Source organism: Microbacterium sp. P5_B6 (assembly GCF_056400345.1).
In genome coordinates, this window is the sequence record NZ_JBFULL010000004.1 from 23,170 (window position 1) to 36,973 (window position 13,804).

Annotated in this window: 12 protein-coding genes; 8 read left to right on the forward strand and 4 right to left on the reverse strand. The window is 69.5% G+C overall.

Features of this window, described 5'->3' with window-relative positions; all coding sequences use genetic code 11:
• Nucleotides 1-246 precede the first annotated feature (246 nt).
• Complete coding sequence (locus AC1DP3_RS06735) at nucleotides 247-450, forward strand: cold-shock protein (protein WP_477292381.1); 204 nt, start codon at nucleotides 247-249, stop codon at nucleotides 448-450.
• A 305-nt stretch (nucleotides 451-755) separates the two neighbouring features.
• A complete protein-coding gene (locus tag AC1DP3_RS06740) occupies nucleotides 756-1,502 on the forward strand; it encodes a sulfite exporter TauE/SafE family protein (RefSeq protein WP_477292382.1) in 747 nt (248 codons plus the stop codon).
• A gap of 22 nt (nucleotides 1,503-1,524) precedes the next feature.
• Here the strand turns inward: AC1DP3_RS06740 and AC1DP3_RS06745 are convergent, their stop codons facing one another.
• Entirely contained in the window at nucleotides 1,525-2,742 is a 1,218-nt protein-coding gene (locus tag AC1DP3_RS06745) for an ROK family protein (RefSeq protein ID WP_477292383.1), read from the reverse strand.
• A 118-nt stretch (nucleotides 2,743-2,860) separates the two neighbouring features.
• Here AC1DP3_RS06745 and AC1DP3_RS06750 point away from each other — a divergent pair, with 118 nt between their 5' ends.
• The 5 genes from AC1DP3_RS06750 to AC1DP3_RS06770 all read left to right on the forward strand — a co-directional run bounded on the left by AC1DP3_RS06750 (nucleotide 2,861) and on the right by AC1DP3_RS06770 (nucleotide 8,965).
• The gene (locus AC1DP3_RS06750; RefSeq protein ID WP_477292384.1) at nucleotides 2,861-4,546 is read left to right on the forward strand and encodes a glycoside hydrolase family 13 protein; all 1,686 of its coding nucleotides are present in this window, start codon (nucleotides 2,861-2,863) and stop codon (nucleotides 4,544-4,546) included.
• A gap of 124 nt (nucleotides 4,547-4,670) precedes the next feature.
• Nucleotides 4,671-5,387, forward strand: a complete 717-nt coding sequence (locus tag AC1DP3_RS06755) for a phosphatase PAP2 family protein (RefSeq protein WP_477292385.1) — start codon at nucleotides 4,671-4,673, stop codon at nucleotides 5,385-5,387.
• A 72-nt stretch (nucleotides 5,388-5,459) separates the two neighbouring features.
• A complete protein-coding gene (locus AC1DP3_RS06760) occupies nucleotides 5,460-6,260 on the forward strand; it encodes a DUF1206 domain-containing protein (protein WP_477292386.1) in 801 nt (266 codons plus the stop codon).
• 174 nt (nucleotides 6,261-6,434) lie between these two features.
• Entirely contained in the window at nucleotides 6,435-7,898 is a 1,464-nt protein-coding gene (locus AC1DP3_RS06765; RefSeq protein WP_477292387.1) for an alpha-N-arabinofuranosidase, read from the forward strand.
• A 65-nt stretch (nucleotides 7,899-7,963) separates the two neighbouring features.
• On the forward strand, nucleotides 7,964-8,965 hold the full coding sequence (locus AC1DP3_RS06770; RefSeq protein WP_477292388.1) for a LacI family DNA-binding transcriptional regulator: 1,002 nt from the start codon (nucleotides 7,964-7,966) through the stop codon (nucleotides 8,963-8,965).
• A 15-nt stretch (nucleotides 8,966-8,980) separates the two neighbouring features.
• On the opposite strand, the gene AC1DP3_RS06775 is transcribed toward AC1DP3_RS06770, so the two are convergent.
• From AC1DP3_RS06775 to AC1DP3_RS06785, 3 genes are all read right to left on the reverse strand, one after another.
• Nucleotides 8,981-10,741, reverse strand: a complete 1,761-nt coding sequence (locus AC1DP3_RS06775; protein WP_477292389.1) for a beta-galactosidase — start codon at nucleotides 10,739-10,741, stop codon at nucleotides 8,981-8,983.
• A 294-nt stretch (nucleotides 10,742-11,035) separates the two neighbouring features.
• The gene (locus AC1DP3_RS06780; RefSeq protein WP_477292390.1) at nucleotides 11,036-12,157 is read right to left on the reverse strand and encodes a Gfo/Idh/MocA family protein; all 1,122 of its coding nucleotides are present in this window, start codon (nucleotides 12,155-12,157) and stop codon (nucleotides 11,036-11,038) included.
• Nucleotides 12,157-12,960 (reverse strand): sugar phosphate isomerase/epimerase family protein, encoded by an 804-nt coding sequence (locus AC1DP3_RS06785; RefSeq protein WP_477292391.1) that lies wholly within the window; start codon nucleotides 12,958-12,960, stop codon nucleotides 12,157-12,159. The genes AC1DP3_RS06780 and AC1DP3_RS06785 overlap by 1 nt, the downstream gene beginning before the upstream one ends.
• Nucleotides 12,961-13,067: 107 nt before the next feature.
• On the opposite strand from AC1DP3_RS06785, the gene AC1DP3_RS06790 reads away from it, so the two are divergent.
• Entirely contained in the window at nucleotides 13,068-13,718 is a 651-nt protein-coding gene (locus tag AC1DP3_RS06790; RefSeq protein WP_477292392.1) for a TetR/AcrR family transcriptional regulator, read from the forward strand.
• Nucleotides 13,719-13,804: the final 86 nt, after the last annotated feature.

A 13,804-nucleotide genomic window follows, 5' to 3' on the forward strand; every position in this document is an offset into this window, starting at 1 on the left:
CGTCTCGCAGACGGCGTCAGCACTGCTAGACTGAAGGGGACGATTTTCTGGTTCTCCTGGATTCTGGTTCCCCCTGTGTGTCTTCGACTCATCGTGGAGTTGAGGCCAGCGGATATGCTGACCGGCGATTCCTCTCACACTCACGCGGTGCATTCGCACCGTCGTCACATATCGTCCGCGCGTTTTCATTCGTCGCGGCACCCAGGGCGGCTCTGCCGGCCCGAATAACAAAGAAGGAAAGACACGATGGCCACTGGCACCGTGAAATGGTTCAACTCCGAAAAAGGCTACGGCTTCATCGCTCCCGATGACGGCTCGGCCGACCTGTTCGCGCACTTCAGCGCGATCACTGGCGACGGATTCAAGGAGCTGCGCGAGGCGCAGAAGGTTGAATTCGATGCTGAGCGCGGCCCCAAGGGCATGCAGGCAGCGAACATTCGTCCGCTCTGAGCTCACTCGTCAGTCTGAGTCGCATCTGCGCTCCGCCTGACATCCCCTCCGAGCCGGTGGCGTSACGCCACCGRCTCGGAGGACCAAGAACATTCTCGATCCCCTTCCCCGGAAGACGGACGAGAGCGGATCACACGCCTTCGTGGCCGGCACTCTGTCGCGTGCCACGACAACGCGCTCTTCTTGAGGCGCGTGGGGCCATCCGCTTTCGCAGCCCGGGGTTCACGGCCATCGAACCGCGGCGTCCAGCGGAAGCGGGACGTTAGCCTGGACGGATGGCAGTTCACGCCGGCGGCGCGCTCTAGATGGGCGACCTGACTGCCACCGCATGGGCGCTCCTTGCCGTCGGCGCCGTCGTCGTCGGAGTGTCGAAGACCGCCCTGCCCGGCGCTGCCACGCTCGCCGTCGCCATCTTCGCGGGGGTGCTTCCCGCGCGGCACTCGACCGCGACGCTCCTCGTGCTGCTGATCGTCGGCGATGCGCTGGCGCTGCTGCTCTACCGACGCCACGCTGACTGGCCGACGCTGCTCAAGCTCGCCCCGGCCGTGCTGGCGGGCCTCGTTCTCGGCGCGGTCTTCCTGTGGCTGGCCGATGACACGGGGGTACGCAAGACGATCGCCGTCATTCTGCTCGTGCTCGTGGGGTTCACGCTCTGGCTGCGCAGGAGGGGCGATGCATCGACGCTCGTAGGCGGGGGAGGGCGCGCGGTGCGAGCGGGCTACGGAACGCTCGGCGGGTTCACCACCATGGTGGCGAACGCCGGCGGACCGGTCATGTCGATGTACTTCCTCGCGGCGCGGTTCGAGGTCAAGGCGTTCCTCGGCACAGCGGCGTGGTTCTTCGCCATCGTGAACATCGCGAAGCTCCCCTTCGCGATCGGATTGGGCCTGCTGAGCCCTCAGTCGCTGCTCATCGACCTCGTGCTCGTGCCGGCGGTGCTGATCGGCGCCTTCATCGGGCGGCTGATCGCCGATCGCATCGACCAGCGGGTGTTCGAGCGGATCGTGTTCGTCCTGACCGTCGTCGCCGCGCTGTCTCTGCTCGTCATCTGACGCACTCGCGCGGCTGCCGCCGCTAGCGTCGGGGCGTCAGGTCGAGTATGCCCGCGCGGGCCGCGGCGACCGCGGCGGAGACGGCGCCGATAGCGACCACCTCGGCGCCGAGCGGTGAAGCGGCCAGAGCCGGCGAGGGGAGGGCCTGCTCGTGCGGGGCGAGCTCGCGGGCGATCGCCAGGACGTCCTCGATGCCCACGGCGACGGCGCCCGAGATGACGATGCGCTCGGGGTCGAGCAGGCTCCCGAACACCCCGGCGACCCGCGCGATGACCGCACCCGCCTTCGCCGTGAACCTGCGGGCCTCGACGTCGCCGTCCTTCGCCAGGGCGAGGATCGCCTCGGCCGTCACGGACGAGGGTGGCATTGCGGCGAGCGGATGCCGTGGGCCGATCTCGCCGGCCGCGATGGCGTCGAGGGCCCACGATGCGAGGCGCGCGCCGATGCCGTCCGCGTTGCCGACTCCCGACACGTTGTCGAAGGCGGCCATCTCGCCGGCGCCTCCGTGGATGCCGCGAAGGAGATTGCCGTCGATCACGATGCCCGCCCCCATCCGGTCGCCCGCGAGCAGGGCGACGTAGCTGCGGCAGCCCACGGCAGCGCCGACCGAGCCCTCGGCGATCGCGGTGAGCGACGCGTCGTTCTCGACTCGGACGATGGGCGCCCACTCCGAGAGCAGACCCGGCAGATCCGGATTCATGCGATCCCAGAACTCCGACCGATCCCGGGGGCTGCGACCGCTCTCGTCGACGGGGGCCGGTACGCCGGCGCAGGCGGCGACGACCCCAGAGGGCTCGGTGCCGGCCTCGTCGAGAGCCTGAGCGATGACGCCGCTGATAGCGCTTCTTCGTCCGTCCGCGGTGTCGTCGGCCGGGGCGATGGACATCGTGGCGGTCGCGAGGGTGGCCCCCGAGAGATCGGCGACGTGCACCACGACGTGCGCGCGTCCGGCGTCCACCCCGAGGACCGCCCCGCCATCGGCGGCGAAGGAGAAGCGCCGGGACGGGCGGCCCTTGCGATAGTCGCCGCCCTCGCGGGCGTTGGGCATCTCACGCAGGAGCCCGCGATCGATGAGCTCGTCGATGGCGTCGATCGTCGTCGACCGCGTGAGTCCGACGACAGGCATGGCGTCGCTGCTCGTGAAGGTCTCGGCATCCCAGGCGAACTGGAGGACCGCGTCGACGCTCGCGCGGCGAGGCGGAGTGGCGCGAGCCGAGCTGACGAGGGGTGAGTGCGACACGGGTCTTGACCTCCTCGAGCACTCGTTGCACACTGGACGCGGCGCAGTTGATTCGAAAGAAAAATCTAGTCGCCCTATCAACGCTGTGCAAGACGGACACGTCCGAGAAAGGAACCCCGTGACGATCTCCGCTCACGAGCGCCGCTCACCCTCCACCGATGCCGCGGCTCCCTGGTGGCGGCAGGCCGTCGTATACCAGGTGTATCCGCGGAGCTTCGCCGATGCGAACGACGACGGCCTGGGCGACCTCCCCGGCATCGTCTCGCGCGTTCCCCACCTGGCGGACCTCGGCGTCGATGCCGTGTGGCTGAGCCCGTTCTACCCGTCGGCGCTGGCCGACGGCGGCTACGACGTCGCCGACTACCGTGACGTCGACCCTCGGCTGGGGACGCTCGACGACTTCGACCGGATGGTCGACGCGCTGCATGCCCACAGCATCCGGGTCGTGGTCGACATCGTTCCCAACCACACCTCGAACCTGCACCCGTGGTTCCAGGAGGCCGTCGCGGCGGGACGCGGCTCGGCTGCTCGCCAGCGCTACATCTTCCGGGAGGGGACCGGTGCCGACGGATCGGCGCCTCCCACCGACTGGGTCTCGGTCTTCGGAGGCTCCGCGTGGGAGCGCGTCGAGGACGGCCAGTGGTATCTGCACAACTTCGCCATCGAGCAGCCCGACCTCAACTGGGACCACCCTGAGGTGCGCGCGGACTTCGTCAAGACGCTGCGGTTCTGGTCTGATCGGGGCGTCGACGGCTTCCGGATCGACGTCGCCCACATGCTCACCAAGGACCTCACCGAGCCGCTGCCGTCTCGGGCGGAGCTGGAGAAGCTGCCCTTCGACGGCAAGCACCCCCTCATCGACCGTGACGATGTGCACGAGATCTACGGCGAGTGGCGTCGCGTGTTCAACGAGTACGACCCTCCTCGCACGGCCGTCGCCGAAGCGTGGGTCGAGCCTCACCGGGTGCCGCTCTATGCCCACCCCGACAGCCTGGGTCAGGCGTTCAACTTCGATCTGCTGCAGGCGGACTTCGACGCGCGAGAGTTCCGCGACATCGTCACCGACAACCTCGCGCTCGCCGCAGCATCCGGCTCGTCGAGCACGTGGGTGCTGTCCAACCACGACGTCGTGCGTCACGCCACGCGCTACGGACTGCCCAAGCTGGGCGCCTCCCAACGCGGCCGAGGCGCCGTGAAGCAGGGGAGCGCGTGGCTGCACAGCGGCGGCACCGAGCCCGAACTCGATCGCGAGGGCGGGCTTCGCAAGGCGCGCGCGGCGACGCTGTTCCTGCTCGCACTGCCCGGCTCCGCCTATCTCTACCAGGGCGAGGAGCTGGGGCTGCATGAAGTCGCCGAGATCCCGGCCTCGGAGCGCCAGGATCCGACCTTCTTCCGCACCGGGGGCGAGGAGATCGGACGGGACGGATGCCGCGTCCCGCTGCCGTGGAGCGCAGACCTCCCCTTCTTCGGCTTCGGCGGGAGCGCTCCGCATCTGCCGCAGCCGGCATGGTTCGCAGAGTCCGCCGCCGACGTCCAGGCGGAGGACCCGCACTCGACGCTCTCGCTCTACCGGCGGGCGCTGGAGCTCCGGCACCGCTGGCAGACGGCCGAGACGCTCGAGTGGCTCGACACGGGCCGCGCCGACGTCCTGAGGTTCCGTCGGCCGAACGGCTGGGAGGTCGTGACCAACTTCGGCGAGGAGCCGTTCCCGCTGGCCGGCGCGGAGATCGCCGTGTCGTCGAGCGGCGCGCCTGACGGGGCCGTGCCTGCCGAGACCACCGTGTGGATCGCCCCGGCCGGATAGCCGCTGCAGTGGCCGGCGCGGATCATACCGCGCCGGCTCGCCGCGGCGGGGGGATGCCGTTCTCGCCTCCGGTCTGCGACGATCGATGCACCCGTCGCGTACCCGCGCGGAGAACGGAGTCATCGTGAGCGATGAACAGGCTGTCAAACCCGCCACTCAGATCGCCAAGGAGGTCGATGCGCGCCGCGTGGTGATCCTCACCGTCGGCATCATCGCGACGGTGGCCTTCGTGGTCATCCGGCTCCTCGTGGCGCTCGGCGGGCACGATCCGCTCGCCATGGACGTGTGGTGGCATGAGCTGATGCTCACGACGCTCAGCGACATAGGCGTGCTGATCGCTTGGGTCCCGGCCATCGTGGGCGGCACGATCGGCATGATCGTCATCGGCCTCCTCATCGTCCTCTCATTCCTGTGGCGCAAGCGCCCGTGGGATGCCGCGCACGTCGCCATCGCGATGGTCATCGTGGTGGCGATCGGCGCGCCAATGTCGTACATCGTCGCGCGCGTGCGCCCCTCGGACTCCCTCGCCGAGAGCACGGCGACCTCGTTCCCGTCCGGACACACGGCGGTCGCGGCCACAGTGGCGATCACGCTGGCGTTCATCTTCCGGCGCTGGTACGTCTGGGTGATCGGCGCCGTCTGGGTCGCGGCCATGATGTGGAGCCGCACGTACCTGCACGCGCATTGGCTGAGCGATGTGCTCGCGGGACTCTTCGAGGGCATCGCGGTGGCGTGTCTGGTCTGGTGCGCGGTGGAGGCCGTGCGCGATCGCCGAGCGCTCAAGGCGAAGGAGCAGGAGGCGGCGGCCCCGCCCGCGACCTCCTCCACGCCGGCATCCTGAATCCTCTGCCACGCAGGAGGATCACTCCGCAAGCCCTCGCTTGAGAGCCTCCCTGCTCGCTACTGTTCGAGGATGACCAGCCCGAAAAGCGCAGCGAACGCTGTGCAGGACATCCCCGCCCTGGAAACCGTCGCCCGCATCGGATACGTGGTGCTCGGCATCGTGCACGCCGTCATCGGCGGCATCGCGATCTCGGTCGCCACGGGAGGCGGCGGCGAGGCAGACCAGGGCGGCGCGATGGAGCAGATCCGCAGCGCCCCCGCCGGCGTGGTGCTGCTGTGGGTCATCGCCCTGGGGCTTGCCGCGCTCGCGATCTGGCAGATCGGCGAGGCGATTCTCGAGCGCAACCCGGACACGAAGAAGAAGTGGGGCTACCGGGCGAAGTACATCGGAACCGCACTCGCCTACTTCGCGATCGCGGGGACGGCGCTCACCTACGCCATCGGCGGCAACTCCGACTCTTCGACTCAGACGCAGACTTTCAGCGCGCAGCTGATGGCCACCCCCGGAGGCGTGTTCCTGGTCGGATTCATCGGCCTCGTGGTCGCCGCCATCGGCGTCGCGTTCATCATCCGCGGCTTCACGAAGGCCTTCGAGAAGCGACTCAACATCCCGGCTGGGAAGACGGGCCGTGGAATCGTCACGTTCGGCATCGTGGGATACGTCGCCAAGGGCATCGCCGTGGCCATCACGGGCATCCTGTTCATCGTCGCGGCATTCACCCACGACGCCGCCGCGGCCGGTGGACTGGACGCGGCGCTGCATTCGCTCGCCGCGCTGCCCATGGGCACCGTGATCCTCTGGATCGTCGGTGCCGGTCTCATCATCTACGGCGTCTTCTGCCTGTTCCGCGCCCGCTACGCGCGGATGTGACGACCGCCGCCGCGCGGCGCCGTGATCAGATGACGCGGCGCTGCGCGAGCAGGCGACGGGCACGCTGAACGAGTAATCGAGGGCGTGCATCTTCCGTTGCGAGCACACGTGTGTGTAACGTTAAAACTCGCGCGCACGGAGAGATGCGCACACCCAGTCCTCAGAGAGATCCCGATGGTCCACATCCCCTCCGCTGCCGCCACGCACCGCATCGACCGCCGCATCTACGGCCAGTTCGCCGAGCACCTGGGGCGGAGCATCTACGAAGGAGTGTGGGTCGGCGCCGAGTCCGGCATCCCGAACAAGAACGGCATCCGCAGCGACGTCGTCGATGCCCTCCGCCACATCAAGGTGCCGCTCGTGCGGTGGCCGGGCGGATGCTTCGCCGACGAGTACCACTGGCTGAAGGGCGTCGGACCCGACCGCCAGGCGATGGTGAACACGCACTGGGGCGGAGTGGTCGAGCCGAACGAGTTCGGCACGCACGAGTACTTCGAGCTGCTGAACCAGCTCGACGCCGAGGCGTACATCAACGGCAACGTCGGCAGCGGCACCGTCGCCGAGATGCACGACTGGATCGAGTACATGACGCTCGACAGCACGGCGCCGATGGCGGAACTGCGCAAGCGCCATGGCCGGGAGCAGCCCTGGAAGGTCGAGTTCTTCGGGGTCGGCAACGAGAGCTGGGGATGCGGTGGCAACATGCTGCCGCTCCACTACGCGAACCAGTACCGCCAGTACCAGACCTACGTGCGTCAGTACGGCGAGTCGCCCGTCACCAAGATCGCGTGCGGAGCCAACTCGGACGACTACGAGTGGACGGAAGTGCTCATGGCGCGGGCCGCTGAGCACATGGACGGGCTCAGCCTGCACTACTACACGATCCCCACGGGCGAATGGAGCGCGAAGGGCGCTGCCACCGAGTTCGACGACTACGAGTGGTATGAGACCCTTCGCCAGACGCGCCGCATGGAGGAGCTCATCCGCCGGCACAGCGGAATCATGGACAAGTACGACCCCAACAAGCGGGTGAGCCTCATCGTCGACGAATGGGGGACCTGGTACGACGTCGAGCAGGGAACCAACCCGGGCTTCCTCTACCAGCAGAACACCATCAGGGACGCGGTGGTGGCGGCGCTGAACCTCAACATCTTCCACCGGCACGGGGACCGGGTGCGCATGACGAACATCGCGCAGATGGTCAACGTGCTGCAGGCGATGCTGCTCACCGACGGTGGACAGCTCGTGAAGACGCCGACCTATCACGTGTTCGATCTGTACACCGATCACCAGGATGCCGAGTTCGTCGCCACCCCGACCACCCCGGGCACCACGCCGGGGGCGCTGGGAGCCCAGGGTGACTTCACGGTCTCGCGCAAGGACGGCGCCCTCACGATCAGCGCGACCAACTGGGGGCTCGGCCACGAGCTCGAGGCCGACTTCCAGCTGCCGGGGAACGCCACAGACGTGCTGCGCGCGCAGGTGCTGACGGGTCCGGCGGCCACCTCGCACAACACCTTCGAGCGGCCCGACGAGGTGGCGCTCGCGGACCTCGCGGTGCGGGTGGACGGCGGCCGTGTGCGCTTCACCCTGCCGCCGCACTCGGTCGCGACGGTGAGGGTCGCCCATGCCGAGTGAGCACGCACCCCGCATCCCGTCGTGAGATGCGCTGAGCGGATGCCGCGGGCCTGATCATGGTGACGATGCAGGATGTCGCGCGCCGCGCCGGCGTCTCGGTGATGACCGTCTCGAACGTCGTCAACGAGCAGCCGCACGTCCGCCCGGCCACACGCGCGAAGGTGCTCGAGGCGATCTCCGAGCTCGGCTATCACGTCAACACCGCGGCACGGAGTCTGCGGCAGGGGCGAACGGGTGTCATCGTCCTGGCGGTGCCGGAGATCGACAGGCCCTACTTCGGACTGCTGGCGACGCTGCTGATCGAACGGGCGGCAGCGCGCGGCTACGACCTGCTCGTCGAGCAGACGGCCGCGCGCCGCGATCGCGAGCTCGACGCGATCGCGCGGTCGCGGCTGCGCAGCTACGACGGGCTCATCCTCAGTGCCGTGCGCCTTCATGACGACGATGCCGGCCTGCTGCGGGGGGACTTCCCGATCGTCCTGCTGGGCGAGCGCTCGTACACGCGGCCGCTCGACCATGTGCTGATGGCCAACGAGGAAGGGGCGGCGCTCGCGACCCGCCACCTCATCGAGCGCGGGTGCAGCCGCATCGCGATGCTCGGCGGCCGCATCGGCGCACCCGACGACATCGACGTCGGAACCCTGCGCGGCCGCGGCCATCTCGCGGCGCTCGCCGAAGCCGGATGGCGGGTGGACGAGCGGCTCGTGCGCCCGGTCGAGTTCACCTACGAGGGCGGCCATCGAGCGACCCACGCGCTGCTGGACGAGTGGGGCGACGTCGACGGGCTGTTCTGCGCCACCGACCTCGTCGCGGTCGGGGCGCTGCGAGCGCTGGCCGACCGGGGCGTGCGCGTCCCCGACGAGGTGAAAGTGGTCGGCTTCGACGATGTGCCGCTCGCATCGTTTCTGACGCCCTCGCTCACCTCGGTGGCTCCCGACCACGAGGCCATGGCGGATGCCGTCATCTCGATGGTCGTCGACCGCATCGAGGGCGCGCGGCCGGCGGACGACTACCGCGTCTTCACCGCACCCGTCCGGCTCGCAGAGCGGGAGTCCACACGGGCCTGAGTTCCGGCGTCGACGTCACTCCTCGGTGTCGCCCAGGAGCGGTGCCGAGGTGAATCGGGCAGGCCCGGCCGCGGATTCGAGCTCGAGCACCACGAGCGTGTTCTCCCCGACCCTGGTGACGGGACCCGGAACGTAAAGCGTGCGCTGGGGGCCGTTGCGCCAGTAGCGGCCGAGGAAGAACCCGTTCACGAAGGCGTAGCCCTTCGACCACTCGTCCGTGTCGAGGAAGAGATCGGACTGCCGATCGAGCGCGAAGCGCCCGCGCAGTGCGACGGGACCCGCATGCGGCGCGGCCTGGGGCACGTCGCGGGCGCGGGACGCAGCATCCGCCCACCGATCGAGGTCGATGCCGGTGACCTGCCAGCCGGCGAGCGGAATGGCACCGAGGCGGACCTCGCCGATGATGCCCTTCGCCTCGCCCAGGCGCGAGCCGTAGTTGACCCGGCCCTGCTCCTCGACGAGCACGCTGAGCCGGCGCCCGGGGGGCACGACGATGCGGCTCTCCTGCCGGGTGCGCGAAAGCGTGCCGACCAGGACCCCGTCCATGCGGACCCAGGCGAGGTCGCGCACCTCCCCGAATGACAGCACCTGCGGGCGGCCGCCGGGGAAGGCATCGTCCGGCAGGTCGGTCGCGTACTCCACGAGGGCGCCGAGGAAGCCGAGGTCCTCGAAGGTGGGAGGAGAGGGGTGAGCGGCGGCATCGTGAGGCGCCGGCGCGGGCCCTTCGTCCACGGCGACCAGCTCGACGGTGAGCTCGGGCGCCGCCTGCGATCGGGTCGGCTGCTCCTCAGGCACCCCCGCGTAGCGGCCGATGACCTCGCGGAAGGCCCAGTACTTCTCGGTCGGCTCCCCGGCCTCGTCGAGGGGCGCGTCATAGTCGTACGACGTGACGATCGGCAGGTAGCGGCCCTTGTGGTTGGCGCCGTTCGTGAGCCCGAAGTTCGTGCCCCCGTGGAACATGTAGATGCTGACGGATGCCCCGGCCGCCAGCAGCGCCTCGAGGTGCCCGGCCGCGGTCTCGGCGCTCGTCGTGTGATGGGTGCCGCCCCACCAGTCGAACCACCCGTCCCAGAACTCCGAGCACATGAGTGGGCCCGTCGGCTGGTGCGCGCGCAGCGTGGCGAGTCGCTGCTCGATGTCGGATCCGAACGAGCCGGTGCGGTGGAGCTCGGGGAGGCTGCCCGCGACCAGCATCTCGGGCTGCGGCTGATCGACCGTCGTGAGCGGCACGGTGATGCCGGCATCCCGCGTGATCCGGACGAGCTCGCGCAGGTACGCGGCATCCGACCCGTACGCCCCGTACTCGTTCTCGATCTGCACGAGGATCACCGGCCCCCCGAGACCGATCTGCCGGGGCCCGACGATCTCGTAGACGTGCTCGAGATGGCGGCGCAGGTGCGCGAGGTAGACGGGGTCCGATTCGCGGAGACGGATGCCCGGGGCGCTGGTGAGCCACACGGGCAGGCCGCCGTTGTGCCATTCCGCGCAGATGTAGGGACCGGGACGCACGATGGCGTGCATGCCCTCCGCGGCGACGAGGTCGAGGAACCGCGCCAGATCCAGCGCACCGGAGGCGGTCCACTCTCCGAGGCGGGGTTCGTGGGCGTTCCACGCGACGTAGGTCTCGATCGTGTTGAGGCCCATGAGCCGCGCCTTGCGGATGCGGTCCGCCCACTGGTCGGGATGCACCCGGAAGTAGTGAATCGCCCCGGCCAGAATGCGGTGCGGCCTGCCGTCGAGAAGGAAGTCGGCGTCGCCGATCGAGAAGGATCCCACCGCTCGAGCTTGCCAGATGGGCCGCGTCAACCCCTACGAGATCGACGTGATGACGCGTCACACTAGGTGTGGCAGGGCAGGTGTGAGAATATCTACCCCACAGACCTCGCCTCGCCGGTTCACCAGGATCGGCGGGGACGAAGCGAGCAGGTCCCCGGTCGGGCGCTTCCCCAGGCGCATCCCCAAGCCGGCCGGGGGCCCTCACGCATCACCCGGGATCGCAGCACGAAGCGCGGCGGGCCATCGGCCCACCGCGCTTCGTCTTCGGCGCGGATCATTGCGCCCGAGCGAGACTCAGAGCGTCGGCGCGAACGGGTCGAAGTCGGCCGGGAGCGAGCCGACCTCGTCGACCGTGCTCTCGACCGGCGTGAACTGACGGCTCTCGACGGCCTCCTCGACCGCGAGCAGCGTGTCGAGGACGTGGTAGCCGAAGCGTCCGGTGGCGATGTGCGGGCGCCCGGCGCGGATCGAGCGCGCCATGTCGAGGAGGCCCAGGCCGCGGCCCGTGAGGATGCCCTCCTGGAGCACCTCGATGGTCTCCTGCTCGCGGGATGCCTCGGACAGCGGCCGCGTGATCGTGATGGGTCCGCCGAAGGTGTTCGGGTCGGGCACGACGAGCGTCCCCTCCGTACCGGTGATCTCGACGACGCCGTGGCGCAGCAGCGGCGAGTCGGTGCTGTACAGGCTCTGGGCGTGCCCGCCCTGCTCGAACTGCATGAGCAGCGAGATCGTCGACGGCACCTCGACCGGGAACTCCTGGCCGGCGAGCGGGCCCACCTGCACCCGGCGCGATTCGGTGCCCTTGAGCCCCAGGGCCGCGACTGCGGCCACCGGCCCGAACACGTGGATGAGCGCCGAGACGTAATACGGCCCCATGTCGAGGAGCGGGCCGCCGCCGCGGGCGTACAGGAAGGCGGGGTCCGGGTGGAAGACCTCAGGGCCCTGCCACTGGAACGCCGTGTGCGCGAACAGCGGGCGGCCGATGTCGCCGCGCGCGATGGCGCGCTTGGCCGTCTGGATACCGGGGCCGAGCACCGTGTCGGGTGCGACGCCGACGCGCAGGCCGGCGGCATCCGCCTTCTCGAGCATGCCGAGCGAGGACGCCCGGTCCACGCCGATGGGCTTCTCGGTCCACACGTGCTTGCCCGCGGCGATGATCGCCTCGGACACCTCGACATGGACGGCAGGGATCGTCAGGTTCACGACGATGTCGATCTCGGGATGCTGGAGCACCGCGTCGATGCCGCCCGCGAGCGGAACGCCGTACTTCTCAGCCTGGGCCTGCGCGCGGTCCTCACGGAGGTCGCCGATGGCGAGCACCCTCACATCGGGGAACTGCGTGAGATTGGTCAGGTACTGGTCGCTGATGTTCCCTGCGCCGATGAGGCCGACGCCGACGGGACCGGTCGCCGCCATCAGCGGGCCGCCTCGTCGAGGAAGCGGCGGCTGGTCTCGAGGGCGCCGAAGAGGTCGCCGTTGAAGTGGTCGAACTCGACGATCGCGTATTCGAGGGCGGATGCCGCGGCCAGCGCCTCGGCGAGCGGCACCGTGCCCTGCCCGGCCGGGACCTGGTCGGCGGGCGGATAGGCCGCGATCGCTTCGGGGTCGAGCGTCCCGTCCTTGACGTGCACCGCCACCACCCGGTCGCCGAGGGTGCGAAGGAGGGCGGGGGAGTCGACACCGGCGCGCGCGACCCAGTAGAGGTCGACCTCGAGCACCACCCGCGGGTCGAGGAGTCCTGCGAGGAGCTCGAGTCCGGTGACGCCGTCGAACGTCGCCTCGAGCTCGTGCGCGTGGTTGTGGTAGCCGACGCGGATGCCGCGCGCGGCCCCGATCTCGGCCGCGCGGTTGAGCAGACGCGCGGTCTCTTCGATCTGCTCGACGCTCGTCCACCGGTCGGGAGCGGTGTACGGCTCGATGACGGTGGTCATCCCGAGGACCTCGGCCGCGTCGAACACGACCTCGGGAGCGGGGACGGGCACGGTGGTGCCGCTGCCATCGGGGTTCACGAAGGACTCCGAGGCGAGGAAGGCGTGCCCGGTCGGAGCGGTGAGCCCGTTCGCGCGGAGGGCGGCGGCGAGCGGCTCGGCGCGTCGCACGAAGTCATAGGGCTCGACGGCGGTGAAGCCGCGTGCCGCAAGCTCGGCGAGGGTCGCATCGAGGTCTGCCTCGAGGGCCTCGCGGACGGTGAACAGCTGGACGGACGTCTGAACCGGCATGGCCGTGTGCTCCTTCAAGTCTTCGGTGACAGGTGCGCGCGAGGCGCGAAATCTCACGCTAGCACGAAATACCTCCGCATGGAGGTTTTCATCGCTACACTCGTGGTGTGCCCTCCGTTCCTCCTGTGCCACCCTCTTCGGCGGTGCCCGACGAGACAGGGAATCCGCCGCGCGTGCGCGGCTCGTACGCCAAGGGCGTGGCTCGACGGCAGGAGATCCTCGATCGGGCGATCGAGGTCTTCGCGGCGCGGGGGGCGGATCGGACGAGCCTGCGCGCGATCGCCCAGGAGGTCGGCGTCACGCACGCGGCCCTCTCGCACTACTTCGGCTCACTGGATGAACTGCTCGTCGCGGTGTACCAGGAGTCGGAGCGGCAGAACGGCCTGCGCCGGCCCACCGATCCGGATGCCACGCCGATCCAGGTGATGCGCCTGTGGACGGAGTCCAACCGCGAGGTCGCGGGGCTCGTCCAGCTCTATTCGTCTCTCGTCGCCGCCGCACTCGAGGAGAGGCATCCCGTGGCCCGCGAATTCGCGAGCGAGCGCTTCGCCCGGGTCCGCGAGGATCTCGCCGACAGGGTTCGCCGCAGTCAGGGTGCGGGGCGGATCCGTGCCGACCTCGACCCMGAGGCGATCGCGGCGCTCGTCGTCGCAGCATCCGACGGTCTGCAGACGCAGTGGCTGCTCGACCCGGAGACGCCGCAGAACGCGGCCCTCGTGCTTCTCGAGCAGCTTCTCGAAGCGCCCGCCACGGGCTAAAGGGGCGTCATATGGCGCGACCCGCATTTGCCGTCGGTTGAGGGTCTGCCTATATTGGTCAGGTAAGGCTTGCCTCACAAGAGCGC

Bases quoted from the DNA above. Each gene is read 5' to 3' on its own strand.
- AC1DP3_RS06765 (WP_477292387.1), top strand. From the start codon at position 6,435: ATGGTCCACATCCCCTCCGCTGCCGCCACGCACCGCATCGACCGCCGC.
- AC1DP3_RS06735 (WP_477292381.1), top strand. From the start codon at position 247: ATGGCCACTGGCACCGTGAAATGGTTCAACTCCGAAAAAGGCTACGGC.
- AC1DP3_RS06770 (WP_477292388.1), top strand. From the start codon at position 7,964: ATGCAGGATGTCGCGCGCCGCGCCGGCGTCTCGGTGATGACCGTCTCG.
- AC1DP3_RS06780 (WP_477292390.1), bottom strand. From the start codon at position 12,157: ATGGCGGCGACCGGTCCCGTCGGCGTCGGCCTCATCGGCGCAGGGAAC.
- AC1DP3_RS06785 (WP_477292391.1), bottom strand. From the start codon at position 12,960: ATGCCGGTTCAGACGTCCGTCCAGCTGTTCACCGTCCGCGAGGCCCTC.
- AC1DP3_RS06760 (WP_477292386.1), top strand. From the start codon at position 5,460: ATGACCAGCCCGAAAAGCGCAGCGAACGCTGTGCAGGACATCCCCGCC.
- AC1DP3_RS06740 (WP_477292382.1), top strand. From the start codon at position 756: ATGGGCGACCTGACTGCCACCGCATGGGCGCTCCTTGCCGTCGGCGCC.